Raw genomic sequence first — 24,174 nt, 5'->3', positions numbered from 1 at the left:
CGCGTTTCTGTGTGACATGCCGTCGGGGGCATCCGGGCGAGACCGTGAGAGGACGCCGCCGTGCCCGTGTCAGGTTCGCCGGAAGCGGAGGCGCCGAACCCGGAACGGATCGGGGTGCGGGAGGATTTCGCCCGTGAGCTGACGCTGCTGCGGCTGCGGGCCGGGCTGACGGTCCGGCAGGTCGCGGCCAGATCCGACACCTTCCGCAACCACAGCACGATCGGCGACTGGTTCGCCGGGCGGGGACTGCCCTCCACCTCGTCGCGCGAACTGCTGGTGCGGGTCCTGACGGCCTGCGGGGTCGACGATCCGGAACTGGTCACGCGGTGGCTGTCGGCCTGGCAGCGGGTCAGGCGCACACCGGGCCGACGGCCGCGGGACCCGGAGCCGTACCGGGGCCTGGCCGGTTTCGAGCCCGAGCACGCGGAGTGGTTCTTCGGGCGCGAGGCGCTCACCCGCGACCTGGTCGATCGCCTGGCCGCCGCGGACGCGGAGGCCGCGGGCGTCCAGGTCGTCGTCGGGGTCTCCGGATCGGGCAAGTCGTCGCTGCTGCGCGCCGGGCTGGTCCACGCGGTACGTCACGACGGGCTTCTCGGCCCCGGCTGGTCGGTGGAGCTGTTCACCCCCGGCGCGCGCCCGTGCGACGAGCTCGCCGACCGGCTGGCCGCCGCGGCCGGACTGCCCGCGGGCGACGTGGCCGCCCGGATGCGCGCCGATCCGGCACACGCCGCCGCGTACGCCGGGGCCGGGGGGCGATCTCGCCTGCTGCTGGTCGTGGACCAGTTCGAGGAGCTGTTCACCACGTGCGCCGACGACGCGGAGCGGCGCGCGTTCGTGGCCGCGCTGTGCGCGACGGCCGGACAGGGCGCGACGGCCGGACAGGGCGCGACGGCCGGACAGGGCGCGGTGGCCGGGCAGGGCGCGGCACGCGTCGTCATCGGGCTGCGCGCGGACTTCTACGCCCCGGCGCTGCGCCACCCCGAACTGGTCGCGGCGGTGCGGGCCGACCAGCTCACCGTGGGGCCGATGAGCGCGGCGGAGCTGCGCCGCGCGATCGTCGAACCCGCGCGCAAAGCGGGGGTCGAGGTCGAGGAGGGCCTGGTCGAGTTGCTGGTCGGCGAGGTCGCCCCGCGCGGCGGAGACGACCGGGACGCCCCCGAGCACGCGGCCGGCGCGCTTCCGCTGCTGTCCCACGCGCTGTACGCCACCTGGCAGCACAGCCGGGACCGGCGGCTGACGATCGCCGACTACCGCGCCGTCGGAGGGGTCGACCGCGCGGTGGCGACCAGCGCGGAAGCGGTCTACGACGCCCTCGACGAGCCCCGGCGCCACCTGGCGCGGCGGCTGTTCCTCGCCCTGGTGCACGTCTCACCCGACACGGTGGACACCCGGCGCCGGGTGCCCGCCGCCGACCTGCTCGCCGAGTGCGGCGGCCCGGCCGGGCAGGTGGACGACGTCATCGGGCGCTTCGTCGAGCAGCGGCTGGTCACCCGCGACGCCGAGACGGTCGGCATCAGCCACGAGGCGCTGCTCACCGCGTGGCCGCTGCTGCGCGGCTGGCTGGAGGTCGACCGCGCCGGCCTGCTCACCGGGCGCCGGCTCAACGAGGCGGCCGTGGCCTGGGATCGCGAGCACCGCGACGCGGGCGCGCTGTACCGGGGTACCCGGCTCGCGGTCGCACGGGAGTGGGAGCAGACCGCCGGTCCGCACACCGCCCCCGGCCCGGTGGCCAGGGAGTTCCTGGAGGCCTCCCTCGCGCGCGAGCTCGCCGAGCGGCGGGCCGCCCGGCGCCGCGCCCGCGGCCTGCGGCGGCTCGTCGCGGGCCTGACCGCGTTGCTGCTGCTCACGACCGTGGCCGTCGTCGTCGCGGTCCGCGGCGAGCAGACCCTGCGGACGCAGCGCGACACCGCCCTGGCCGGGAAGGTCGCCAACGAGGCCACCGCGCTGCGCCCGGCCGACCCGGCGCTCTCGGCGCAGCTGAGCCTGGCCGCGTACCGTCTGACACCCATCCCCGAGTCGCGCGGCGCGTTGCTGAGCACCTACGCCGCCCCGTACGCCACCCGGCTGACCGCGCACACCAGCGCGGTCTACGCCGCCGGGTTCAGCCCGGACGGGAGCCTGCTGGTCACCGCGGGAATGGACCGGACGGTCCGGCTGTGGCGGACCGGCGACGCGCGGCGCCCCGTACCCCTGGCGACGCTGACCGGCCACGCCGCGGGCGTCACCTCGGCGGTGTTCGGCCCGGACGGGCGGATCCTGGCGACCGCCGGTGACGACCACACCGCCCGGCTGTGGGACGTCGCCGACCCCCGGCGTCCGGTGGCGCTGGCGACGCTCACCGGCCACGCCGAGGGGATCATCGGCGCGGCGTTCGGCGCGGGCGGGCGGGTCCTGGCCACGGCGAGCTACGACGACACCGTCCGGCTGTGGGACGTCTCCGACCCCCGCGGGCCCGTACCGGCCGCCGTCCTGCGGGGTTTTCCGAAGGGCGCGTCCGACGTGGCGTTCAGCCCGGACGGCCGGATCCTGGCCGCCACGGGCTTCGACAACCCGGTCCGGTTGTGGGACGTCACCGACCCCGCCCGCCCGCGGCGCCTGCCCGACCTGCGCGGCCACACCGACCGGGTGCTCTCCGTGGTGTTCGATCCCGGCGGCCGGGTGCTGGCCACCGGCGGCTTCGACAACACCGTCCGCCTGTGGGACCTGCGCGACCCGGAAGCGGTACGCCCGCTGTCCACGCTGACCGGCCACGGCGGCGGCGTCGTCGCGCTGGCCTTCGACCGCGACGGGCACACCCTCGTCAGCGGCGGCTACGACCTGAGCGTACGAAGCTGGGACGTCCGCGACCCGCGCCGGGTCAGCGCGCCGGTGACGCTGGCGGGTCACGCGGGCGTCGTCTACACGGTGGCCGTCGACCCGCGTGGAGGCACCGTCGTCAGCGGCGGGGCGGACACCAGCGTACGGCTGTGGGACCTGCGGCAGCCGATCCTGACCGGGCACTACGGCCAGGTCAGCGCGGTGGCGTTCACCTCCGACCGGCGCCTGCTGGCCACCGGCAGCCACCTCACCGCCTATCTGTGGGACGTCGCGGACCCGCACCGGCCCCGGCTGTCGGCGACCCTGACCGGATACGCCGACGGGGTGACCGGGGTGGCGTTCCTGCCGGGGGCGCCCGTGCTGGCCACCGTCGGCCTCGACGACACCCTGCGGCTGTGGGACGTCACCCGGCCCGGCCGTCCGGCCCCGCTGTCGGCCCTGAACCTGAAGGCCGGTGACCTGTACGGCCTGGCGGTCAGCCCGGACGGCACGACCCTCGCCACCGTCGGCGAGGACTCGGACGTCGGGGTGTGGGACGTCACCGACGTCCGCCGGCCCCGGCACGCCGCCACCCTGCGCGGGCACACCGACCTGGTCAACGCGGCCGCGTTCGGCCCCGGCGGGCGGATCCTCGCCACCGCCGGAGACGACCGCACCACCCGCCTGTGGGATCTGCGCGACCCGCGCCGACCGGTCCCGCTCGCGACGATCGGAGCCCATTCCAACAGCGTCAACGCGGTCGCGTTCGGCCCCGGCGGGCGGATCCTCGCCACCGCCGGAGACGACCACACCACCCGCCTGTGGGACGTACGGGACCCGCGCCGGCCCGCCGCCCTGACCACGCTGAACGGTCACACCAGCCGCGTCAACGCGGTCGCGTTCGGCCCGGACGGGCGGACCCTCGCCACCGCGGGCACCGACCACACCGTGCGGCTGTGGGACACCACCGACCCCCGGCGGGCCGCCTGGAGCGCGACGCTGACCGCCCACACCGACGGCGTGCTGGCCGTCGCGTTCGGCTCCGACGGGCACACCCTCGCCACCGGCGGCAACGACGCCACCGCCCGCCTCTGGGAGACCGACACCGGCAGGGTCGCCCGGTGGGTCTGCTCGCTCGCAGGTGAGCCCATCGCCGAGGCGGAGTGGAGGCGCTACCTGCCGGACCTGGACCACCGGCCACCGTGCCGCTGACCTCCGGCCGGTCCCGCGCCTGCCCCGGACCACGCGCGGGATCGCCGGGCCACGTGCGGAGCCGGGCACGAAGCCGGGCGCGGGGGCGCGTGCGGAGCCGGACACGGAGCCAGACACGGAGCCGGACACGGAGCCAGACACGGAGCCGAGCACGGAGCCAGACGCGGGGCCGGGTGCGGGGCCGCCGGGCCGGGCGCCGCCTCCGGCGGCCGTCCGACCCGGCGGCGGGGGTCAGGGGTTGACCAGTTCCACGGCGAAGGAGAGGTCGTCCAGGGTGAACTGGCTGATGCCGGTCATCCGCAGCGCCTGCGCCCGTACGGTGTAGGTGCCGGGGCCCAGCGACGGGGAGAACCGCTCCAGGGAGTGCGCCTCCTCGGCCCCGCCGGGTGTGTCGAACCTGTAGTCGGTGCTCGCGACGGGGTTGAGCTCTGTGGTCGTTCCCGCCGAGTTGACGGCCACGATCCGCACCGAACACCAGCCGGCCGGGTCACCGACACAGACGGACTCGGCGGTGAACCGGGCGTCGACGAACCGGGTGGTGCCCGCGGGCACCGTGACGCTCGTCACGGCGGTCGGGACGTTCGACCACGTGGCGACCGTGTTGATGGTCCACGGGGTGTTCTCCCCGGTGAAGAACTGGGCGCTGGTCTGGGTGCCGTTCTGGGAGCTGGCGACGGCGCCGACGGCCGTCCCCGTCAAGGTGAGCGCGACGGCGAGAGCCGTCAGGGTGGGCTTGATCCTCCCGGTCCCGAAAAGCTTGGACATCGGGTTCCTTTCCGTGGTGCCGCCAGGCCCTGTGCCGGTGGCGGTGAGCTCACAATCACGAGCCGTACGGGCCGTCGGAAAGGGGGATCGGAACTATCCGTACAGCCCCGTACACGCCCCACGACCCCGGCCACACGCCGCCCACCGGCGGAGACCAGGAGGGATCCCGGCGTGGAGCGGACCGAGGGATCCCGGTGTGGAGCGGACCGGCCGAACAGGTCGGTCTCGGCCGGGCCGGTGTGCGCCCGAGCCGGACCGCCCGAACCGCTCGGCTCCGGCCGGATCGATGCGCGTCCGGGCCGGTCCGGCCGAACGGGTCGGTCCCGGCCCGGCCGGTGTGCGCCCGAGCCGGACCGGCCGGGGCCAGTACGGGTGCCTGCGGGAGCTCGGCGACGACGAGGGGCGTCGCCCGTCGCGGACCGGGCGGCGCGCGCCGGGGCCGGTGGACGAGGAACGCGCAGGTGCGACGACCTCCGGGACGAGGGCCGCGACGTGAGGGGCGGTTGAAAGTTGAGCAATGATTAGCTTAGGCTTACCTAAGTTACCGTAGTTACTGCTGTGACCTAAGCAGCCTTTCGCTCTGGCTCGATATCGGGTCTCGTTCCTCCCCGAGAGGGCGGGACGCGACCCCGCGGTCCATGAAACACAAGGAACACCCATGCCGTTCACGCTCACCCGCGCGCGCCGCCACGCGCTCACCCTCTCCGCCGCCACGGCGGTCGTCCTCGCGCTCGGCGCCTGTTCGGCGGCGAACGAGGCGAGGGAGGCGAAGGAGGAGCCCGCCGCCGCACCGGCGGCGAGCGGCGCCGGAGCGTTCCCGGTGACGATCGACAGCGCGCTCGGTCAGGCGAGGATCACCAAGCGGCCCGAGCGCGTCGTCACCCTCGGGCAGGGGTCCACCGAGACCGCGATCGCGCTCGGCCACCCGCCGGTGGGAATCGAGAGCTACCCGTGGGGCAGCGACAAGACCGGCTACCTCCCCTGGATCCACGAGGCGGTGACCAAGGCGGGCGGCACGCTGCCGAAGCAGTTCACCGGCGCCGACAACCTCGACTTCGACACGATCGTCGAGCTCGACCCCGACGTGATCCTGGCCCCGTGGTCGGGAGTCACACAGGAGCAGTACGACATCCTCGCGGACATCGCCCCGACCGTGGCCTACCCGGACCTGCCGTGGAGCACGGACTGGGACCAGCAGATCGACATCATCTCCCGGGCACTGGGCAAGCCCGACGAGGGCGAGAAGCTGATCGCGCAGATCAAGCAGCGGTTCGCCGACGCCGTCGCGAGCCGGCCCCGGTACAAGGACGTCACCTTCTCCTACACCTACACCTCGGGTCCCGGCACCCTCGGCGTGTTCAAGCCCGGCGAGCAGCGGGTCGCGATGGTCTCCTCCCTCGGGCTCACCGTCGACCCGGTGGTGAACACCTTCAAGGAGACCGAGGGCACCGACTCCTCCCTCATCGGCCTGGAGAACGCCCAGAAGCTCGCCGGCAGCGACCTGATCTTCACGTTCTACTCGGACGAGAAGACCCGCAAGGAGATCGAGGCGCAGAAGCTGTACGGGGCGATCCCGGCCATCAGGCGCGGCTCCGTCGTGGCGAGCGACGACACCTCCTTCGTCACCGGGTCCTCGCTCGTCAACCCGCTCACCGTGCCGTGGGTGATCGACCGCTACCTGCCGCTGATCGACAAGGCCGTCGCCGCCCTCGGCAAGTAAGCCCGGCCGCTCCGATGACCATCGGCATCCGCGCCCTGCCGGGCACCGGCGCCGCCCGGCGGGTGTACCTCCTGATCGTCACCCTCGCCGTGCTCGCGCTGGCCGTGTTCGCGAGCATCGCGTTCGGCAGTCACCCCAACTCCCTCGCGGACGTCCTGGACGTCCTCTCCGGCGTCGCGGACCCCAACACCACCGCGGTCGTCGAGAGCCGCTACCCGCGTACCGCCCTCGGCCTGCTCGCCGGGCTCTGCCTGGCCGTCGCGGGCACGCTCCTGCAGGGTGTCACCCGCAACCCCCTCGCCGATCCCGGGCTGTTCGGGATCACCGGCGGGGCGGCCGCCGCGATCGTCACCGCCATGGCCTTCCTCGGGGCGTCGGGCCACTCGGCCGCCGTGTGGTGGGCGTTGCCCGGGGCGCTCCTGGCCGGGCTCGTCGTCCACGTCCTCGGGTCGGCGGGCTCGGGAGGCGGCCTCGTGCGGCTCGTCCTCGCGGGTGCGGTCGTCTCGGCGGTGCTGATGGCGTACGTCCAGGCGGTGACCCTGAGCATGCCGCGGGTCTTCGACAGCTACCGCTACTGGGTGGTCGGCGCGCTGGGGGGAAGGGACTTCGACGTCCTCGTCTCGGTCCTCCCACCGGCCGTGCTCGGCCTCCTCCTCGCGGCGGCGCTGGGTTCGGGCCTCAACACGCTCGCGCTCGGCGACGAGTCCGCCTCGGCGCTCGGCGCGAACCCCGCCCTGACGCGTTCGAGCGGGCTCCTCGCCGCGGTGCTGCTGAGCACCGCGGCGACCGCGGCGGCCGGTCCCATTGCCTTCGTCGGCCTGGCCGTGCCGCACATCGTCAGGGCGCTCGTCGGCGTCGACTTCCGCGCGCAGATCGCCTTCTCGGCCCTGGCCGGTCCCGCCCTGCTGCTCCTGGCGGACGTCGCCGGACGCCTGGTCCTGCGCCCGCAGGAGCTGATGGTCGGCGTCGTGACCGCGTTCCTCGGGGCACCGGCACTGCTGGTCGCCGTACGCGTGATGAGAGGCGCCGTATGACACGGGCCCGTGCCGTACGTGTGACGTGGGGTGCCGTATGACACGGGCACGTGCCGTACGTGTGACGCGGGGTGCCGTATGACACGGGCACGTGCCGTACGCGTGATGAGAGGTGCCGTATGACACGGGCACGTGCCGTACGCGTGACGCGGGGTGCCGTATGACACGGGCACGTGCCGTCTCCCCGCGTGGCTTCGTCACGCTCGGGCCCGCGGTGGCGATCCCGGTCGCGCGCGCCTCCCTCGTCACCGCGGTCGTCACGGTCGCGCTCATCGCGGTGGCCGCCGTCGCCACCCTGTCGCTCGGCCGGCTCGGCATCCCCCTCGCCGACCTCGCGGGCGCGCTCACCGGGGAGGCCGACGGCAGGCAGGAGTTCGTGCTGGAGCGCCTGCGCGGGCCCCGCCTGGTCGTGGCCGCCGGTACCGGAGCCGCGCTCGGCCTGTCGGGCGCGCTGTTCCAGACCGTCACCCGCAACCCGCTCGGCAGCCCGGACGTGATCGGGCTCGCCGCCGGTGCCGGTTCGGGCGCCGCGGCCGTCGCGCTGCTCCTGCCCGGGGTACTACCGGCCCCCGCCGGCGCCCTCGGGGGCGCCGCGCTCGCCATGGCGCTGGTGTACGTCTCGACCGGGACCGGGTTCCGCGACCCCGGGCGCCTCATCGTCGCCGGGATCGGCGTCTCCGCGATCGCCACGGCCTTCACCCAGTACGTCGTGTACGCCGTCGAACGGGAGAAGGCCACCGTCCTGACCGCCTACCTCAACGGCAGCCTGTCGGCACGGTCGTGGGAGCACGCCGCCACGATCTGGACGGTCCTGCTCGCCGTGGTACCGCTCGTCGCGCTCCTCTCCCGGCGCCTCGTCGTCGCCGAGATGGGTGACGAGATCTCCGGCGGGCTCGGCGCCGGTCCCCGGGGGACGAGGGCCGGTGCCGTGACGCTGTCGATCGTCCTGTCCGCGGGAGCCGTCGCCGTCGCGGGTCCCGTCGCGTTCATCGCCCTGACCGCCCCGCAGATCGCCAGGCGGGTCACCGGCGGTCCCGGCCCGCACCTGACCCTGGCCGCCCTGATGGGCGCGCTGCTGCTGGTGCTCGCCGATCTCGCCGCGCAGCAGGCGCCGGTGCCCGTCAGCCTGCCCGTCGGCGTCCACACCCTGGCCCTCGGCGGCCTCTACCTCGGATACCTGCTGGTCCGCGAATGGAGAAGGGGAAGCCTGTGAGCACCCGGGCGACACCACGTGAGACAGGGCTGAGCGCGCGGGACGTGACGCTCTCCTACGGCGGCGCCCCCGTCGTACGCGACGTCAGCCTCGACATCCCGCCCGGCGGGCTCACCATGATCATCGGTCCGAACGGGTGCGGCAAGTCGACCCTGGTCAAGGCGCTGGCCCGGACGCTGAGGCCCGACAGCGGGACCGTGCTGCTGCACGGGCGCGACCTCCGGGCGTACCGGGGCAGGGAGGCCGCCCGCCACGTGGCCTTCCTGCCGCAGAACCCGATCGCGCCCGAGGGGATCAGCGTGCGGGGTCTCGTACGGCGTGGCCGCTACCCGCACCACACGCTGCTTCGCCAGTGGTCGCCGGAGGACGACGTCGAGATCGGCCTCGCCCTCGAACGCACCGGCCTGCTCGACCTCGCGGAGGCGCGGGTGAGCGAGCTGTCCGGCGGCCAGCGGCAGCGGGCCTGGATCGCCATGGTGCTCGCCCAGCGGACGGGCACGCTGCTGCTCGACGAGCCGACCACCTTCCTCGACATCGCCCACCAGTACGAGCTGCTGGAGCTCTGCCACGAGCTGCACCGGGACGGCCGGACCGTCGTCGCCGTGCTCCACGACCTCAACCAGGCCGCCCGCTTCGCCTCCCACCTGGTCGTGATGAAGGACGGGCGGGTGGTCGCGCAGGGCCCGCCGCCGGAGGTCCTGACCGCGCGGCTCGTCGAGGAGGTGTTCGGGCTGGCCTGCGACGTGGTGCCCGACCCGCGGACCCGCACCCCGATGGTGGTGCCGCACGCCCGCTTCCCCGCCGCCCACCCCGAGCCCGAGCGGGCCTGAGAACGCCCCAGGACGTCACATCCCGGATACGTCGGCCGGGCGCGCTCCGCGCCCGGCCCCCGGTCAGGGAATCTTGGACAGGTCGATCACGTACCTGCCGCTTTTGATCTGGTACGTCATTATCCGCCCGGCCCGGTCGGCGACCGGGACCTCGCCCTGCGTGGCCTCCTCCCGGATGCCCAGGTCCACCAGTGTGCCGGTCTTCAGGTCGTAGAGCCCGAGACCCGGCATGTCACTCTCAAGGGTGCGCACGTAGAAGCGGCTCTGACCGGGCGGTTCCGGGATCTGGAAGCCGGTCGGCACCTCCAGCTGTTCCGAGCCGTCACGCGGCCGGGTGAACGCCCTGGCGCCGCCGGGCGTCGTCGCGAGGCAGGACTGGACGCCACAGGCGAGCAACTGCTCTCCCTGACGGGCCGGGGCCGCGTCGCTGGTCTGCCCGGTCTCCAGGTTGACCAGGTGCGTGAACGGTGCCCCGTCCTGGGGGCTCCAGGCGCCCGGCGAGCCCGCCCACGGCCAGGACAGCAGGTTCAGGCCGGTCCCACGGCTGATCGGTGTCACCTGGCCCCCGTCCACGGGAACGCCGAACACCCCGCCCTTCAGCACGGAGAACACGATCGTGCCGTTCGCCACGGCGAGGTTGTCGATCATGTCGCCCCCGGTCTCGTGCTCGGCCACCTGCCTGGCCTCGCCGCCGGTCAGCGGCACGGCCCAGAGGCGTGCGGAGGTCTTCGTCGAGGTCCACCACGCCACCACGCCCTCACCCACGCCGAAGTTCGCGGCGCTCCCCGTGGCCTTCCTCGGCCGGGGCAGGTCCGTGATCTTCCGTAGTTCCCCTCCGGCCAGGTCGTAGAGGTAGAGAACCTCGGGCCGCTCGACCTCGCGCCACGCCTTGACCAGCAGGGTTCCGTCGCCGGTCAGCGAGACCGGGTGCAGTTCCCTGCCCTCGGAGTCCTTGACGGGCATCTTCCACACGGCCTGCGGCCACACCTGCTCGACGGGTTTCGCGGTGACGCCGATCGTCGCGGACGGCACTTCCGACGGGCCGGCCGCGGGCAGCGCCCTCCCGTCGCCGACCCCCCGCAGGCCCACGGCCACCCCGCCCGCGACCACCACCACGGCCGCCGCCGCGAGCAGCGCCTGGGACCTGTTCCTACGCCGCCGGTAGCCGGTTTCCAGCCGTTCCGCCGTGGAGGCGGCCAGCCGCGGCGCCCGCTCGGCCATGTGTCCCAGGGTCTTGGTCAACCGCTCTTCGATACCGGTCATCGCCGCTTCCCCTGATCCGACATGACGCCTTCCTCGATGTGCTCGCCCGCCGCGGAACGGAGCTTGCCGAGCGCCCGCGACGCCTGGCTCCGCACGGTTCCGCGAGAGATCTTCAGAGCCGTCGCGATCTCCTCGTCGCTCAGCCCCTCGTAGTAGCGCAACACCAGCACCACCCGCTGCCTGCGGGGCAGCCCGGCCAGCGCCTCACTCATCGCCTGCTCGTCCTCGCCGGGCGGCGTGTCGTGGTACCCGCGCTCCGGTGGGTCCCAGGCGAGCAGTTCGCGCCGCCGCAACCGCCAGGCCGCCGTGTGCAGCCTGGCCATGGTGGTACGTACGTAACCTTCGGGATTGTCCTTGGCGCGCAGCCCCGGCCAGGAGGCGCGCAATTTCAGGAGCGCCTCCTGGACCAGGTCGGCCGCGTCGTGCGGGTTCCCGGCCAGGACGTAGCCGTAGCGCAACAGCGCGTCGCCACGCTCGGCGACGAACCCGGCGAACCGGGGATCTGCTTCCAACTGTCTTCGCCTTTCGTCGTCCCTGTCACCTCTCAGATGGAATCGCCCGGCGAACTGTTGCACCGCCCCGCGGGAAAGGCGCGGAAGTCCTTCCGGGGCCGGGGCCGGGGCCGGTGCAGGTCGTGGAAGGACCTTCCGGGGGGGCCGGACGTGCGGCGCGGGGGAGTCCGCGATCCCGTGGGCGGAGGAGTGATCCGTTCCGGGCTTGGAAAGTACTTGACGACCCGGAAAGAAGAAAGTACTTTCCAGATTGGAAAGACCAAAGGAGCCGACCATGGACATCACCCCCGAAGAGGCCGCGCGGACGCTGGCCCAGGTCCACGAGACGCAGCGCAGGATCCTGCGCGCCGCGCCGCCGATGTTCCCCGCCTGGTATCCGGTGGCGGTCTGGATCTTCGTCACCGGCATGCAGTTCGTCACCGAGATCTCGCCCCCCTGGTGGCTCTGGATCGCCGTGCCGGTCCTGCTGGCCGGTCTCGTCGCCGCGGTCCTCAAGTTCGTGCGGGACGTCAGGAACGCGAGCCTGCGCCCGCACCCCTCCGTGATGGACCCGTGGGCGTGGATCGGCTTCACCGGCTGGCTGGTCGTCACCGGTGCCGTGGCCACCCTGATGGTGTTGTGGTTCGAGGGGCTGGGCCTCGCCTACCCGCGTACCCTCATGGGTGTGATCATGACTGTGATCGTGGCGATCACCTCGCCCCTGGTGGCCCGGTGGATGTCCGGGCGGACCGCGAGGCGGGCGGAGACGGCGAAGCGATGACGCCGCGACTCGACCCGGCGATCCACGCGCCGACCCGGCTGCAGATCGTCTCGCTGCTGGCCGCCGCCGACGAGGCCGAGTTCGCCTTCGTCCGCGACAACCTGGGCATCAGCGACTCGGTGCTGTCCAAGCACGCGAGCGCCCTGGAGGCGGCCGGTTACGTGAGGATCCGCAAGGGGTACGTCGGCAAGCGCCCGAGGACGTGGTTCGGCCTCACCCGCGAGGGGCGCGCGGCCTACGCCGGCCACGTCGCCGCGCTCCAGGCCATCGTCGCCCAGTCCGGCCTCTCGATCCTCCCCACCTGAAGGCGAGGATCTCGCCGGTTTCCCGCCGGAGCGGGCGCGGCGGGCGCCGCCAGGTGCGGCGCTATATTTGCACCGTTCATTGTCTTGAGTAGTTCGTGTTTATGGCGTTAGGGTGTGGCGCCATGACCGCACCCAAGACTTCGGCCACCGCCGAGGAGTTGCGCGGGGCAGGACTGCGGGTGACGGCCGCCCGTGTGGCACTGCTCGACACCGTCCGGGACGGCAACCATCTCGGCGTCGAGGCGATCGCCTCCGGGGTGCGTGATCGCGTGGGCCACGTCTCCCTCCAGGCCGTGTACGAGGCTCTCCAGGCGCTCACCGCCGCCGGGCTCGTACGCCGCATCGAACCGGCCGGCAGCCCGGCCCGGTTCGAGGGACGCGTCGGAGACAACCATCACCACATCGTCTGCCGGTCGTGCGGCGTCGTCGCCGACGTCGACTGCGTGGCGGGCGAGGCACCCTGCCTGACCGCGTCCGACGACCACGGCTTCTCGATCGACGAGGCCGAGGTCATCTACTGGGGCCTGTGCCCCGGCTGTTCCACCCCTCGCAGTTCTTGAGCGTGATCCCCTAACAAGAAGATCCCGAAGGATTTCCATGTCAGAGAACCATGATGCAATCGTCACCGACGCGAAGGCGGAGGGCGAAGGCGGCTGCCCGGTCGCGCACGAGCGCGCCCCGCACCCGACCCAGGGCGGCGGAAACCGCCAGTGGTGGTCGGAGCGGCTCAACCTGAAGATCCTCGCCAAGAACCCCGCCGTGGCCAACCCCCTCGGCGAGGGCTTCGACTACGCCGAGGCGTTCAAGGCCCTTGACCTCGCGGCCGTGAAGCGGGACCTCGCGGAGGTGCTGACGACCTCGCAGGACTGGTGGCCCGCCGACTACGGCCACTACGGCCCGTTCATCATCCGGATGGCGTGGCACAGCGCGGGCACGTACCGCATCAGCGACGGCCGCGGCGGCGCCGGGGCCGGTCAGCAGCGCTTCGCCCCCCTCAACAGCTGGCCGGACAACGCCAACCTCGACAAGGCCCGCCGCCTGCTGTGGCCGGTCAAGAAGAAGTACGGCCAGGCGCTCTCGTGGGCCGACCTCATGATCCTCGCCGGTAACGTCGCCCTGGAGTCGATGGGCTTCAGGACCTTCGGCTACGCGGGCGGGCGCGAGGACGTCTGGGAGCCCGAGGAGGACGTCTACTGGGGTCCGGAGACCACCTGGCTCGACGACCAGCGCTACACCGGCGACCGGGAGCTCGAGAGCCCCCTCGGCGCGGTCCAGATGGGTCTCATCTACGTCAACCCCGAGGGCCCGAACGGCAACCCGGACCCGCTCGCCGCGGCCCGCGACATCCGTGAGACGTTCCGCCGGATGGCGATGAACGACGAGGAGACCGTCGCCCTGATCGCGGGCGGTCACACCTTCGGCAAGACCCACGGCGCGGGCCCGGCCGACCACGTCGGCGCCGACCCCGAGGCCGCCTCACTTGAGGAGCAGGGCCTCGGCTGGAACAACACCTACGGCACCGGCAAGGGTGGCGACACGATCACCAGCGGTCTTGAGGGTGCGTGGACGAACACTCCGGTGACGTGGGACAACAGCTTCTTCGAGATCCTGTACGGCTACGAGTGGGAGCTGAGCAAGAGCCCCGCGGGCGCGCACCAGTGGAAGCCGAAGGACGGCGCGGGCGCCGGGACCGTCCCCGACGCCCACGACCCGCTGACGAGCCACGCCCCGACGATGCTGACGACCGACCTCGCGCTCCGCGCGGACGCGGTCTACAACCAGATCTCGCGGCGCTTCCTGGAGAACCCCGCCGAGTTCGCGGACGCCTTCGCCCGCGCGTGGTTCAAGCTGACCCACCGTGACATGGGCCCGGTCGTCCGCTACCTCGGCCCGGAGGTCCCGGCCGAGACGCTGCTGTGGCAGGACCCCCTCCCCGCGGTGACGTACGAGCTCGTCGACGCCGAGGACGTCGCCTTCCTCAAGAGCCGCGTCCTCGCCTCGGGCCTGCCGGTGTCCCAGCTCGTGTCCGCCGCCTGGGCGTCGGCCTCGTCCTTCCGGGGCAGCGACAAGCGCGGCGGCGCCAACGGCGCGCGCGTCCGCCTCGAACCGCAGAGCGGGTGGGAGGTCAACGACCCCGACCAGCTGGCCACGGTGCTGCGGGTCCTGGAGGAGATCCAGGGGGCCTTCAACGCCGCCCAGACCGGCGGCAAGCAGGTCTCGCTCGCCGACCTGATCGTGCTCGCCGGTGCCTCGGCCGTCGAGAAGGCCGCCAAGGACGCCGGTTTCGACGTCGAGGTCCCCTTCACTCCGGGTCGCGTGGACGCGTCGCAGGAGCAGACGGACGTGGAGTCGTTCGCCGCGCTCGAACCGGCCGCCGACGGGTTCCGCAACTACCTCGGGAAGGGCAACCGGCTGCCTGCCGAGTACCTGCTGATCGACCGGGCGAACCTGCTGACCCTGAGCGCCCCCGAGCTGACGGTCCTCGTCGGTGGCCTTCGCGTCCTGGGCGCGAACCACGGGCAGTCGCGGCACGGCGTCCTCACCGCGACCCCCGGGACGCTGACCAACGACTTCTTCGTCAACCTGCTCGACCTGGGCACGAGGTGGAAGGAGACGTCCGAGGACGCGAACACGTTCGAGGGCCACGACCTCGCCACGGGCGAGGTCAGGTGGACCGGCACCCGCGCCGACCTCGTCTTCGGCTCGAACTCCGAGCTGCGCGCGCTCGCGGAGGTCTACGCGAGCGACGACGCGAAGGAGAAGTTCGTGAAGGACTTCGTCGCCGCGTGGGACAAGGTGATGAACCTCGACCGGTTCGACCTCGTCTGACCTTATTTGATCGCGTCTGATCACGGCGTCCGGGCCTGCCTCGCGGGGCAGGCCCGGACGTTCCCGTCTTGGAGGACGACGCCGGTGCCCCGCACCGACATCCCTTCCGGGTGTCGGTTGTGCTCAGGGCGGCGCGGTGTCGTCGAGGGGCCCGAGGCGCGTCGCGAGCTCGTCCGCGGCCGGCATCCCCAGCTCCCGGTAGATCCGATGGGCACTCGCCAGCAGCTCCCGCGCGTCAGGGGCGCCCGCCCGTTCGGCCGCGGCCGCGAGCGCGACGAACGCCCGCGCCCGCAGGGCCGGAACCTGGTTGTCGGTCCAGTAGCGCAGGGAGCGGTGGAGGCGCCCGGTGGCCCCCTCGGCGTCGCGGTGGAGCTCCACCTCGCCGAGGCTCAGCTCGGCGAGGGCGACCCCCCAGCTGTGCCCCCGCTCACGGAACAGCGCCACCGCGCCGCCCAGCACCCGTTCGGCTTCGGCCCGTCCGTACGGCTCACGCGAGAGTGTCTCGCCGAGCACCCGCATGCTCTGCGCGGTGCCGATCACATCGCCGATCTGGCCGAAGAGCGTGACGGACCGCCGGGCCGCCCGCTGCGCCTCCTGGACCTGTCCCTGGGCCAGGAACGCCCCGGCGATGCCTCGCGAGGTGCAGGCCTGGGCGAACAGGTCACCGCACGACCGGGCGACGAGCGACGCCGCGCGCAGGACGTCGACGGCCCCGGCGCCGTCGCCGCGCTGCCGCAGCACGAACCCGAGGTTGCCGAGGGCGACGGCCTCGGCGGGCCGCTGCCCGGTGAGCCGTAGTTCCCGCACCGCGGCGCGTATCTCCGCCTCGGCCTCGTCGAGCCGGCCGATCAGCCCCAGGGTGAAACCGATGTACCGGCGGGCCAGCGCGGCCCCGGCGAGGTCGCCGACCCGTTCCGCCAGCGCGTGGGCGGCGTGCAGCGTGGACAGGCCCTCGTCCATGTCGTCGAGCTCGACCAGGCAGTTGCCGAGCCCCCGGAGCATCGTCGCCTCGCCGGGGCGGTCACCGGCCTGGCGGCAGGCGGCCAGCGCCGTCTCCAGGATCCGCCGCAGGTCGTCGTAGTAGCCCTGGAAGTCGTGGAAGTCGGCGCTGCAGCCGGCCAGGCCGCGCGCCGTCGCCGCCAGGCCCGTCTCGGCGCACGCCCGGACCAGCGTCGCGATGCTCTCCCGTTCGGCCTCGAACCATTCGAGGGGGTGGCGGTCGGCGACGGTGGCCGCGCGCGGGTCGGCGGCGGGCGAGGGCACGTTTCTGTCGTCGAGGTAGAACCGGTCGCTGTGCAGGAGGTCCTGGGCTCGCCGGGCGAGGGCCAGCCAGCCGCCCGCGGTCCTGGCCAGCGCGGCGACCCATTCGGAACGGCCGATCTCGGCCTCCCGGCGCTCGCGCGCGTACAGCTGGGTGACCGCGTGGAACCGGTAACGCGCCTGGCCCGCCCGGTCGGGGCCGAGGTCGTCCAGCAGCCGGGCGTCGAGCAGCTCCTCCAGCGCGGCGGCCCCCGCGGCCGGTCCGGCGTCCAGCAGGGCGGCCACCGGCCATTCGGGAAACGAGGGGACGTCCAGCCCGCCGAGCAGCGCGAACACCCGGGCGGTCGCCGGGCTGAGCCCCCGGTAGGCGAGCTGCAGCCCGGGACGCACCGCGAGGTCGCCGTGCCGCAGCTCGTCGAGCCGGTGGCGCTCGTCGGTCAGCCGTTCGGTGAGCGCGCCGATCGCCCAGTGGGGCCGTGCGGCCAGCCGGGCCGCGACGATGCGGACCGCCAGCGGCAGCCCGCCGCACACCGTGACCAGTTCGGTGGCGGCCGAGGGCTCGGCGCGCACGCGTTCCGCGCCGGCCACCCGGGCGAGCAGGTCGACGGCCGCCGTGTCGGGCAGCGGGCGCAGGTCGATCGCCGTCACCCCGGGAAGCCCGGTGAGCGGTAACCGGCTCGTCACGATCATCGCGACGCCCTCGGCGGGCAGCAGCGGTTCCACCTGGCGGTATCCACCGGCGTCGTCGAGGACGATGAGCACCCGCCGTCCCGCCAGCCGGATCCTGAGCAGGCCCGCGCGGGCGTCCGCCCCGGCGGGCAGGGCCGATCCGTCCACGCCGAGCATCCGCAGCAGCTGGGCCAGTGTCTCGGCCGGATCGGCGGGGTCGCCGGTGGCGCCGCGCAGCCTCGCGTACAGCTGCCCGTCGGGAAACAGCGGCGCGAGCCGGTGACCGGCGTGCAGCGCCAGTGCCGTCTTGCCGACCCCCGGCGGACCGGAGGCCACCACCAGCCTCGCGCCGCCGGCGGCCGGGTCGAGCACCTTGTGGACCAGGGCGAGCTCCTCGCCTCGGCCGACGAAGTCGGGGAGGTCGGCGGGCAGTCGCCAGGGCGGCGGATCGACGGCGCGGACGCTTCCGTCCGGCGGGCCGGAGCGGCCGGGGCGGCTGGCCCAGAAGAGCGCGTGCCCGGCGCCGACGAACTCCGCCCGCTCGTCTCCGGTCAGCTCCAGCGCCGTCGCGAGCCGCTCGACCGTCTGTGACCTGGGGCTCCGCCCGGGGTCGCGTTCCATCTCGCGGATCGAGCGGGAGCTGACACCGGACCGTTCGGCGAGCGTCTCCTGGGTGAGCTGACGGTGTAGTCGATGGCGACGGAGCAGCATTCCGAACGCGTTCCCCAAGACCGGCCCCCCTGATCCCACCGGCAGCGTACCGGACGTCCGGTGCAACGTCCGGTACAAGATCCTGGTAGGTCGGTTAAGTCCGGGTTTCGATGTATTTGTCGGTCCGCATACGGCGGCCGGCACGGAGGAGGAGCCATGACCCGTACGCTCACCGCCCTCGCCGACCGGATGGTCGACGGCCTCGTTCCCAAGATGACCGCGCACGCCGCCTCGGCCTGCTACACCATCTCCTGCTACTGCAGGGGGATCGAGCTCTACAAGCAGACCTGCTGCGACTTCGAGGCCTGTGGTCCTTGCAGGTACCACAGCCGTTCGTGCTGAATGACGCATCTGGTACCGGCATGTCAGGGCCTGCTCGTGGTGGTCTTCCTCGTCTCCGCGACGGGCAAGCTGCGTGGCGGGCGGGCCCTGCGCGCCTTCGCGACCTCCCTGGCGTCGATGCGCCTGGTCCGCGGGGACCGTGCCCTGCCGGTCGCGGTCGCGCTCACCACGGCGGAGGCGGCCGTGGTGGTGCTGCTGGTGGTCCCGCCCACCCGCGACGCCGGTTTCGCCGCGGCCGTCGCGCTGCTCGTCGTCCTCACCTCGGGGGTGGCGGTGGTGCTCGCCCGGGGCGGCACCGAGCCGTGCCGCTGCTTCGGCGTCTCGGCCACCCCGCTGTCCGGCCGGCACCTGGTCCGCAACCTCCTGCTCACGGCCGTCGCGCTGGCCGGGCTCGCGGGGCCCGACGACCGGTACCCGTCACCGTGGTCGATCGCCGTCCTGCTGGCGGGAGGTCTCGCGGGCCTGCTGGTCACCCTGCTGGACGACCTCGTCGCGCTCTTCGCACCCACCCCCACCCCCCTGAGGAGACCTGATGGCGTACCTAGCCGCGGCGGCGGTCCTGCTCGGACTGCTGCTCGTGACCAACCTGATACTCACCGTCGGCGTCGTACGCCGACTCCGTGAGCACACCGCCGAACTGGCCAGCCTGCGCGGCGGCGGCGGTTCCGGCGGCGTCGACGTCGAGGTCGCGATGCCGGCGGGGTCGCCGGTGGGCGGGTTCGACGCCACCAGCGTGGCGGACCTGCCGGTCGGCCTCGCCACGCTCGGCGAGCGCCCGCTGGTCGGCTTCTTCTCCCCGAGCTGCCAGCCGTGCAAGGAGAAGCTGCCCTCCTTCGTCGAGTACGCCGCGACCCGGCCCGGAGGGCCCGACGCCGTGCTGGCCGTGACCATCGGCACCCCGGAGGAGACCACGGCGCTGGTCGAGCTTCTGCGGCCGGTGGCCACCGTCGTGGTCGAACCCGACCAGGGCCCGGTGCAGCGGGCGTTCGGGGTGAGCGGCTTCCCGGCGTTCGTCCTCGTCGAGGAGGGCGTGGTGTCCGCGTCCGGCTTCGACCTCGCCCCCGTCCTCGACCGCGACGCCGTGGCCCTCCCGGCCAGCGGCTGACCCGCCGCGCCGATGTCGTTCCGTGCGGCCGGGCGGGCGCTCGCGCTGGCCCGGCAGGCCGCCCCGGCGCAGATCGCCATGTATCTGGCGGTGACGCTGCTGGGCGGGCTCGCGCCGCCCTCGGCCGCCTGGCTGACCAAAATCGTGATCGACCGGCTGGCGGCCGGGTCGCTACGGTGGCCCGACCTGCTGGGACCGGCCGCCGCGCTGGGTGCCGTCGGGGTGGCCGCCGCGCTGATGCCGCACGCCGTCCGCTACCTGCGGGCCGAGAGCGACCGGCGGGTGTACCTGCTCGCCACCTCGCGGCTGTACGCCTCGGTGGACCGCTTCGTGGGGCTGCGCCGCTTCGAGGACCCGGTCTTCCTGGACCGCCTCCAGATCGCCAGGTCCAGCGGGGTGAGCAGCCCGGGAATGGTGGTGGACGGCGGGCTGGGGGGCGTCCAGGCACTGCTCACGATCATCGGTTTCGCCGGATCCCTGCTCCTGCTGGGACCCTGGGTGGCGGTGGCGGTCCTGCTCGCCGCCGTACCGGCCCTGCTGGCCGAGCTGGCGCTGAGCAGGCGCCGGGCGGCGATGATGGTCGAGACCGGGCAGGCCGAGCGGCGGGAGCTGTTCTACTCCGGCCTGCTGACCAGCCCGCAGGCGGCCAAGGAGCTGCGCCTGTTCGGCGCCGGGCCGTACCTGTGGGGACGGATGGCCACGGAGATCCGCGCGATCCAGGGCGCGCACCGCCGGATCGACCGGCGGGAGCTGAGGCTCCAGGGCGGGCTGGCGGTGCTCGGCGCCGCGGTGGCGGCCGGTCTGCTGCTGTGGGCGGTACGCGCCGCGGCCGAGGGCACCCTCACCGTCGGTGACGTGGTGCTCGTCGTCGCCGCGGCCGGTTCGGTACAGGGCGCCCTCGCCGCCCTGGTGACCGAGGTCGTGTCCGTGCACCAGGCGCTGCTGCTCTTCGGCCACTACCTGGCCGTCGCCGACGCCGGGCCGGAGCTGCCCGTCCGCGACAGGCCCCTGCCGACGGCACCCCTGCGGGGCGGGATCGAGCTGCGCGACGTGTGGTTCCGGTACGCCGACGACCAGCCGTGGGTGCTGCGCGGGGTGAACCTGACACTCCCCGCCGGGCGCTCGACCGCCCTGGTCGGGCTCAACGGAGCCGGGAAGAGCACGCTGGTGAAGCTGCTGTGCCGGCTCTACGACCCGACGCGCGGGGCGGTGCTCTGGGACGGCACCGACCTGCGCGACCTCGACCCGGCGGAGCTGAGACGCCGGATCCGGGCCGTCTTCCAGGACGCGACCTGCTACGACCTCACGGCGCGGGAGAACATCGCCATCGGCGACCTGACCGCCCTGGAGGACACCGGCCGGATCGAGGACGCGGCGGGCCGCGCGGGCGTGCACGACGTCCTGGCCGCCCTCCCGCGCGGGTACGAGACCCTGCTGACCCGGATCTTCTTCTCCGAGGCCGACCGCGCCGACCCCGACACCGGGGTGGTCCTCTCCGGCGGGCAGTGGCAGCGGCTGTCGATAGCCCGGGGCCTGATCCTCGATCGGCCCGATCTGCTCGTCCTCGACGAGCCGAGCTCCGCCCTGGACGCCGAGGCCGAGCACGAGGTGCACGCCCGGCTCCGCGAGCACCGGCGCGGGCTGACCGGCCTGCTGGTCTCCCACCGGCTGGGCGTCGTCCGCGAGGCCGATCTGATCGTCGTGCTGTCCGGCGGGCGGATCGCCGAACGGGGCACGCACGACGAGCTGCTGGCGCGCGGCGGCGCGTACGCCCGGCTCTTCGAGCTGCAGGCGGCCGGTTACCGCCCCTCGGCGCCGGAGGGGGTCGGGTGAGCGCCGCACTGGCCGCCACGCTGACCGGCGCGGGCGCGGTGCTGGTGCCCGTGCTCACCGTCGTGGCCGCGGCCGTCCTGCTCCGCGGGCGCCTGGTCGTGCTGTCGGTCAGCGGGCTGAGCATGGCACCGGCGCTACGCCCCGGGGACCGGGTGCTGGTCCGCCGGAGGCCGGGGGAGCGGCCACGCAACGGTGACATCGTGGTCGTCGAGGAGCCGGGACCCTGCCGGCCGGGAGATCCGGCCGGAGGCCCCCGGTGGATGGTCAAGCGGGTCGTCGCGGTGCCGGGCGATCCGGAACCGGCCTGCCTGCCCTCCTGGGCACGGAGTCCCGCCGGTGTCGTCCCGCCCCGGCACCTCGTGCTCCTCGGCGACAACGCCGAGGCGAGCAGGGACTCCCGGCACTTCGGTACCGTCCGGACGGACCGGGTGCTCGGCGTGATCCTGCTCCGGCTCGGCGGAAGGCCCTCGGCCGGATCCGGTTCCCGTCGTTCCCACCGGGGCGCGCGGCCATGACCTCCGTACGTTCGCCGTCGACGCCGGGGCGCGCCCGTGGCGGTGCCTGACCTCAGCCGGGTGACGGACCGGGGACACCCGCTCGTTCAGCGGGGCGGGCGCCCCTCCTTCCCTTCCGGGAGTGGCAGCCGCGGGCCGGTCACCCGCCGGTTCCGCCGGGGGCGGCCGCCGGGTTCCGCAGGAGCACGTTGCCCGAGATCCTGGACTCGCACAAGCTCTCCGCCTCCGGGGCACCGGCCACGACGGTGAAGCCGGTCGGCGCGAGCCGCAGCTCCATCACCGCCGCCCGCTCGGCGACGGGCAGCCCGGCGTAGCGCGCCAGCAGCTCCTCGTCGTCGAACAGGTCGGCGTCCGACAGGAACACCGGTGAGGCGGGGTGACGGCGGCCCAGGTCCAGGATCTTGCCGCCGCCGTCCCAGTTGACGCCGTTCAGCGCGACCCAGCCGATCCCGTCGAGGTCCTCGAACAGGCGGGCCGCGTCGCCGAAGCGGTGGGTCCGCATGACCGGGTGCAGGTAGGCGTCGGCGTCCAGCACGTCCTGGTCGCGCGGGTCGGCGCCGGGCGCGGTGCCCGTGCCGTAGCGGCCCGCCGAGCGGCCGAACCCCAGCCGGTGCACCACCGACAAACCCTCCTCGCCGGTGTCGCCGCCCGACAGCAGCCGTACCAGCTCGCGGTCGATCAGCCGCTGGTGCTCGCCGAAGCTGTGGAACAGCCACAGGTACATCAGCCCGCCGGGCGAGAGCCGCTCGGCGAGCCAGGCCAGGCCCGCGCGGGGGTCGTCGAGGCAGTGCAGCACCCCGGTCATCACGATCAGGTCGTAGGGGCCCTCGAAGCCCTCCCCGCCGATGGCGCCGCGCACCAGCTCCACGTTGGTCAGCCCGTTGCGCTCGCGCAGCTCTTCGGCCACGTCGAGCGACGACTGCGACAGGTCCATGCCGGTGAAGTGCGCTTTGGGGTACTGCGAGGCGAGCCCGAGCAGCTGGTGCCCGGTGCCGCACCCGGCGTCCAGCACCCGCTTGCCCGCCAGGGTCTTGTCCCTGGCGACCATGCCGATGCCGAGCGCCAGGTCCAGGATCAGGTCGTCGCCGACGGTCAGCGACGGGCACGGGTAGCGTTCGTACAGCTCCCTGACCTGCTCGACGGCGCTCATGGGGTGTCGATCTCCTCGTACGGGATCTCCTCGACCCGGCGGGCGAAGACCCAGTGGTGCCCCTCCAGGTCCTCGCTGGTGTAGTTGCGGTCACCGTAGAAGCGCGTGTCCGGCTTGTCGCGGATCACGGCTCCGGCCGCCTTCGCGCGCTCGTAGTGCTCGTCCACGTCGTCCACGAAGACGTACAGGCTCTGGCGCAGCTCGCCCTCGCCCTGCGGCTCGTGCTTGCGGCCGTCGCCCGTCCCGGCGAGCTGCACGACACCCTCACCGAACGACAGCTCCGCGTGGACGACCGAGCCGTCGTCGTCGTTCAGCACCTTGCGCTTTTCGAATCCGTACGCCTCGACGAGCCATTCGATGGCTTTCTCGACGTCGGAGTAGAAGATGACGGGGGTGATTCTCGGCATTCCGTCGGGTGGGGTGCGCAATTTCTTCATCTCCCTCGATCGGTGACCATGGAAACGTACGGGAACGCTACCCCGCATCCCGCCGGCGAGACGTCCCGGCGTTCACGGGTTAGGTGTTCTGCTCGCACATCCGGCACTCAAACTTCAGGTGTTCGGCAGGCGCAGCCCGCCGTCCAGGCGGACGACCGCCGCGTTGAGATAGCCCAGCTCGCACATCGCGCGGACCGCCCGCGCGAACTCCTCGGGCGTGCCGGGGCGGGGCGGGAAGACGATCTGCCGTACCAGCGGGCGCCGGAACTCCGGCGGGATCGCCGCGAGCAGCGGGGTGTCGAACAGGCCGGGTGACAGCGCGCACACCCGCACGCCGACCGAGGCGAGGTCGCGGGCGGCGGGCAGGGTGAGCGCCGCGACCGCGCCCTTGGAGGCGGCGTAGGCGACCTGGCCCGCCTGGCCGTCCTCGGCGGCGGCCGAGGAGGTGTTGACGACCACGCCGCGCTCGCCGTCCTCCAGCGGCTCGGTCGCGGCCATCGCGGCGGCGGCCAGGCGCATCACGTTGAAGGTGCCCACCACGTTGACCGCGAGCGCCCGCTCGAAGGTCCCCAGGTCGTGCGGCCTGCCGTCGAGCCCGACCGTACGGGCGGCGGGCGCGATCCCCGCGCAGCTCACCGCCACGCGCAGCGGTCCCGCGACCCCGGCGGCCACCTCCACCGCGCGCCCGACCGACGCCGCGTCGGTCACGTCGGTCTCCACGAACGTGCCGCCCACCTCGTCGGCCACCGGGCCTCCCGTACCGGCGTCCAGGTCGGCCACGACCACGTGCGCGCCGGCCTTGGCGAGCTCGCGCGCGGTGGCGGCGCCCAGCCCCCCGCCGCCCCCCGAGACCAGCGCCGTCACACCCTGCAGCTCCATATCCGTTTCGCCGCCTTTTCGCAATAGAGGGTAA

General features: G+C 73.6%; 22 protein-coding genes. 15 read left to right on the top strand and 7 right to left on the bottom strand.

Annotated features, from left to right (window positions below):
- Window positions 1-60: 60 nt before the first annotated feature.
- The gene (locus ACW9TB_RS21770; protein ID WP_472749874.1) at window positions 61-4,008 is read left to right on the top strand and encodes an nSTAND1 domain-containing NTPase; all 3,948 of its coding nucleotides are present in this window, start codon (window positions 61-63) and stop codon (window positions 4,006-4,008) included.
- A gap of 231 nt (window positions 4,009-4,239) precedes the next feature.
- On the opposite strand, the gene ACW9TB_RS21765 is transcribed toward ACW9TB_RS21770, so the two are convergent.
- Window positions 4,240-4,773: a hypothetical protein gene (locus ACW9TB_RS21765; protein ID WP_472749873.1), complete on the bottom strand. Its 534-nt coding sequence runs from the start codon at window positions 4,771-4,773 to the stop codon at window positions 4,240-4,242.
- Window positions 4,774-5,059: 286 nt separating this feature from the next.
- Here ACW9TB_RS21765 and ACW9TB_RS21760 point away from each other — a divergent pair, with 286 nt between their 5' ends.
- From ACW9TB_RS21760 to ACW9TB_RS21740, 5 genes are all read left to right on the top strand, one after another.
- Window positions 5,060-5,269, top strand: a complete 210-nt coding sequence (locus tag ACW9TB_RS21760) for a hypothetical protein (protein WP_472749872.1) — start codon at window positions 5,060-5,062, stop codon at window positions 5,267-5,269.
- A 162-nt stretch (window positions 5,270-5,431) separates the two neighbouring features.
- Window positions 5,432-6,493 (top strand): iron-siderophore ABC transporter substrate-binding protein, encoded by a 1,062-nt coding sequence (locus ACW9TB_RS21755; protein WP_472749871.1) that lies wholly within the window; start codon window positions 5,432-5,434, stop codon window positions 6,491-6,493.
- Between the two features lie 14 nt (window positions 6,494-6,507).
- A complete protein-coding gene (locus ACW9TB_RS21750) occupies window positions 6,508-7,527 on the top strand; it encodes a FecCD family ABC transporter permease (RefSeq protein ID WP_472749870.1) in 1,020 nt (339 codons plus the stop codon).
- A 160-nt stretch (window positions 7,528-7,687) separates the two neighbouring features.
- Window positions 7,688-8,740 carry a FecCD family ABC transporter permease gene (locus ACW9TB_RS21745; RefSeq protein WP_472749869.1) on the top strand — a complete coding sequence of 351 codons (1,053 nt, stop codon included), beginning with the start codon at window positions 7,688-7,690 and terminating at the stop codon, window positions 8,738-8,740.
- On the top strand, window positions 8,719-9,570 hold the full coding sequence (locus tag ACW9TB_RS21740) for an ABC transporter ATP-binding protein (RefSeq protein WP_472749868.1): 852 nt from the start codon (window positions 8,719-8,721) through the stop codon (window positions 9,568-9,570). The genes ACW9TB_RS21745 and ACW9TB_RS21740 overlap by 22 nt, the downstream gene beginning before the upstream one ends.
- A 63-nt stretch (window positions 9,571-9,633) precedes the next feature.
- Here the strand turns inward: ACW9TB_RS21740 and ACW9TB_RS21735 are convergent, their stop codons facing one another.
- Both ACW9TB_RS21735 and ACW9TB_RS21730 read right to left on the bottom strand, forming a co-directional pair.
- Complete coding sequence (locus tag ACW9TB_RS21735) at window positions 9,634-10,833, bottom strand: TolB family protein (RefSeq protein WP_472749867.1); 1,200 nt, start codon at window positions 10,831-10,833, stop codon at window positions 9,634-9,636.
- The gene (locus ACW9TB_RS21730; protein WP_472749866.1) at window positions 10,830-11,345 is read right to left on the bottom strand and encodes a SigE family RNA polymerase sigma factor; all 516 of its coding nucleotides are present in this window, start codon (window positions 11,343-11,345) and stop codon (window positions 10,830-10,832) included. The genes ACW9TB_RS21735 and ACW9TB_RS21730 overlap by 4 nt, the downstream gene beginning before the upstream one ends.
- A gap of 274 nt (window positions 11,346-11,619) precedes the next feature.
- Here ACW9TB_RS21730 and ACW9TB_RS21725 point away from each other — a divergent pair, with 274 nt between their 5' ends.
- From ACW9TB_RS21725 to katG, 4 genes are all read left to right on the top strand, one after another.
- Window positions 11,620-12,105 (top strand): hypothetical protein, encoded by a 486-nt coding sequence (locus ACW9TB_RS21725; RefSeq protein WP_472749865.1) that lies wholly within the window; start codon window positions 11,620-11,622, stop codon window positions 12,103-12,105.
- A complete protein-coding gene (locus ACW9TB_RS21720) occupies window positions 12,102-12,410 on the top strand; it encodes a transcriptional regulator (protein ID WP_472749864.1) in 309 nt (102 codons plus the stop codon). Before ACW9TB_RS21725 ends, ACW9TB_RS21720 begins: the two co-directional genes overlap by 4 nt.
- A gap of 122 nt (window positions 12,411-12,532) precedes the next feature.
- Entirely contained in the window at window positions 12,533-12,970 is a 438-nt protein-coding gene (locus tag ACW9TB_RS21715) for a Fur family transcriptional regulator (RefSeq protein WP_472749863.1), read from the top strand.
- Window positions 12,971-13,007: 37 nt separating this feature from the next.
- Window positions 13,008-15,239, top strand: coding sequence for a catalase/peroxidase HPI (katG, locus tag ACW9TB_RS21710; RefSeq protein WP_472749862.1), 2,232 nt, complete (start codon window positions 13,008-13,010; stop codon window positions 15,237-15,239).
- Between the two features lie 123 nt (window positions 15,240-15,362).
- Here katG and ACW9TB_RS21705 read toward each other — a convergent pair whose 3' ends face one another.
- On the bottom strand, window positions 15,363-17,879 hold the full coding sequence (locus ACW9TB_RS21705) for an ATP-binding protein (protein ID WP_472749861.1): 2,517 nt from the start codon (window positions 17,877-17,879) through the stop codon (window positions 15,363-15,365).
- A gap of 156 nt (window positions 17,880-18,035) precedes the next feature.
- Between ACW9TB_RS21705 and ACW9TB_RS21700 the strand changes: the two genes are divergently transcribed.
- The 5 genes from ACW9TB_RS21700 to ACW9TB_RS21680 are packed head-to-tail and all read left to right on the top strand — an operon-like array spanning window position 18,036 to window position 21,674.
- Window positions 18,036-18,221, top strand: coding sequence for a hypothetical protein (locus ACW9TB_RS21700; RefSeq protein WP_472749860.1), 186 nt, complete (start codon window positions 18,036-18,038; stop codon window positions 18,219-18,221).
- Window positions 18,222-18,845, top strand: a complete 624-nt coding sequence (locus ACW9TB_RS21695; protein WP_472749859.1) for a MauE/DoxX family redox-associated membrane protein — start codon at window positions 18,222-18,224, stop codon at window positions 18,843-18,845.
- Window positions 18,754-19,326 (top strand): thioredoxin domain-containing protein, encoded by a 573-nt coding sequence (locus ACW9TB_RS21690; protein ID WP_472749858.1) that lies wholly within the window; start codon window positions 18,754-18,756, stop codon window positions 19,324-19,326. Before ACW9TB_RS21695 ends, ACW9TB_RS21690 begins: the two co-directional genes overlap by 92 nt.
- 12 nt (window positions 19,327-19,338) lie before the next feature.
- Window positions 19,339-21,159, top strand: a complete 1,821-nt coding sequence (locus ACW9TB_RS21685) for an ABC transporter ATP-binding protein (protein ID WP_472749857.1) — start codon at window positions 19,339-19,341, stop codon at window positions 21,157-21,159.
- Complete coding sequence (locus ACW9TB_RS21680; RefSeq protein WP_472749856.1) at window positions 21,156-21,674, top strand: S26 family signal peptidase; 519 nt, start codon at window positions 21,156-21,158, stop codon at window positions 21,672-21,674. Before ACW9TB_RS21685 ends, ACW9TB_RS21680 begins: the two co-directional genes overlap by 4 nt.
- A 139-nt stretch (window positions 21,675-21,813) precedes the next feature.
- On the opposite strand, the gene ACW9TB_RS21675 is transcribed toward ACW9TB_RS21680, so the two are convergent.
- The 3 genes from ACW9TB_RS21675 to ACW9TB_RS21665 all read right to left on the bottom strand — a co-directional run bounded on the left by ACW9TB_RS21675 (window position 21,814) and on the right by ACW9TB_RS21665 (window position 24,140).
- Window positions 21,814-22,824 (bottom strand): class I SAM-dependent methyltransferase, encoded by a 1,011-nt coding sequence (locus ACW9TB_RS21675; RefSeq protein WP_472749855.1) that lies wholly within the window; start codon window positions 22,822-22,824, stop codon window positions 21,814-21,816.
- Complete coding sequence (locus tag ACW9TB_RS21670) at window positions 22,821-23,252, bottom strand: VOC family protein (protein WP_472749854.1); 432 nt, start codon at window positions 23,250-23,252, stop codon at window positions 22,821-22,823. The genes ACW9TB_RS21675 and ACW9TB_RS21670 overlap by 4 nt, the downstream gene beginning before the upstream one ends.
- A gap of 123 nt (window positions 23,253-23,375) precedes the next feature.
- Entirely contained in the window at window positions 23,376-24,140 is a 765-nt protein-coding gene (locus tag ACW9TB_RS21665; RefSeq protein WP_472749853.1) for an SDR family NAD(P)-dependent oxidoreductase, read from the bottom strand.
- Window positions 24,141-24,174 lie beyond the last annotated feature (34 nt).

This window comes from Streptosporangium sp. H13245, assembly GCF_055690525.1.
The sequence above is the reverse complement of the archived record's forward strand: the minus strand, read 5'-3'. Positions and strand labels throughout refer to the sequence as shown.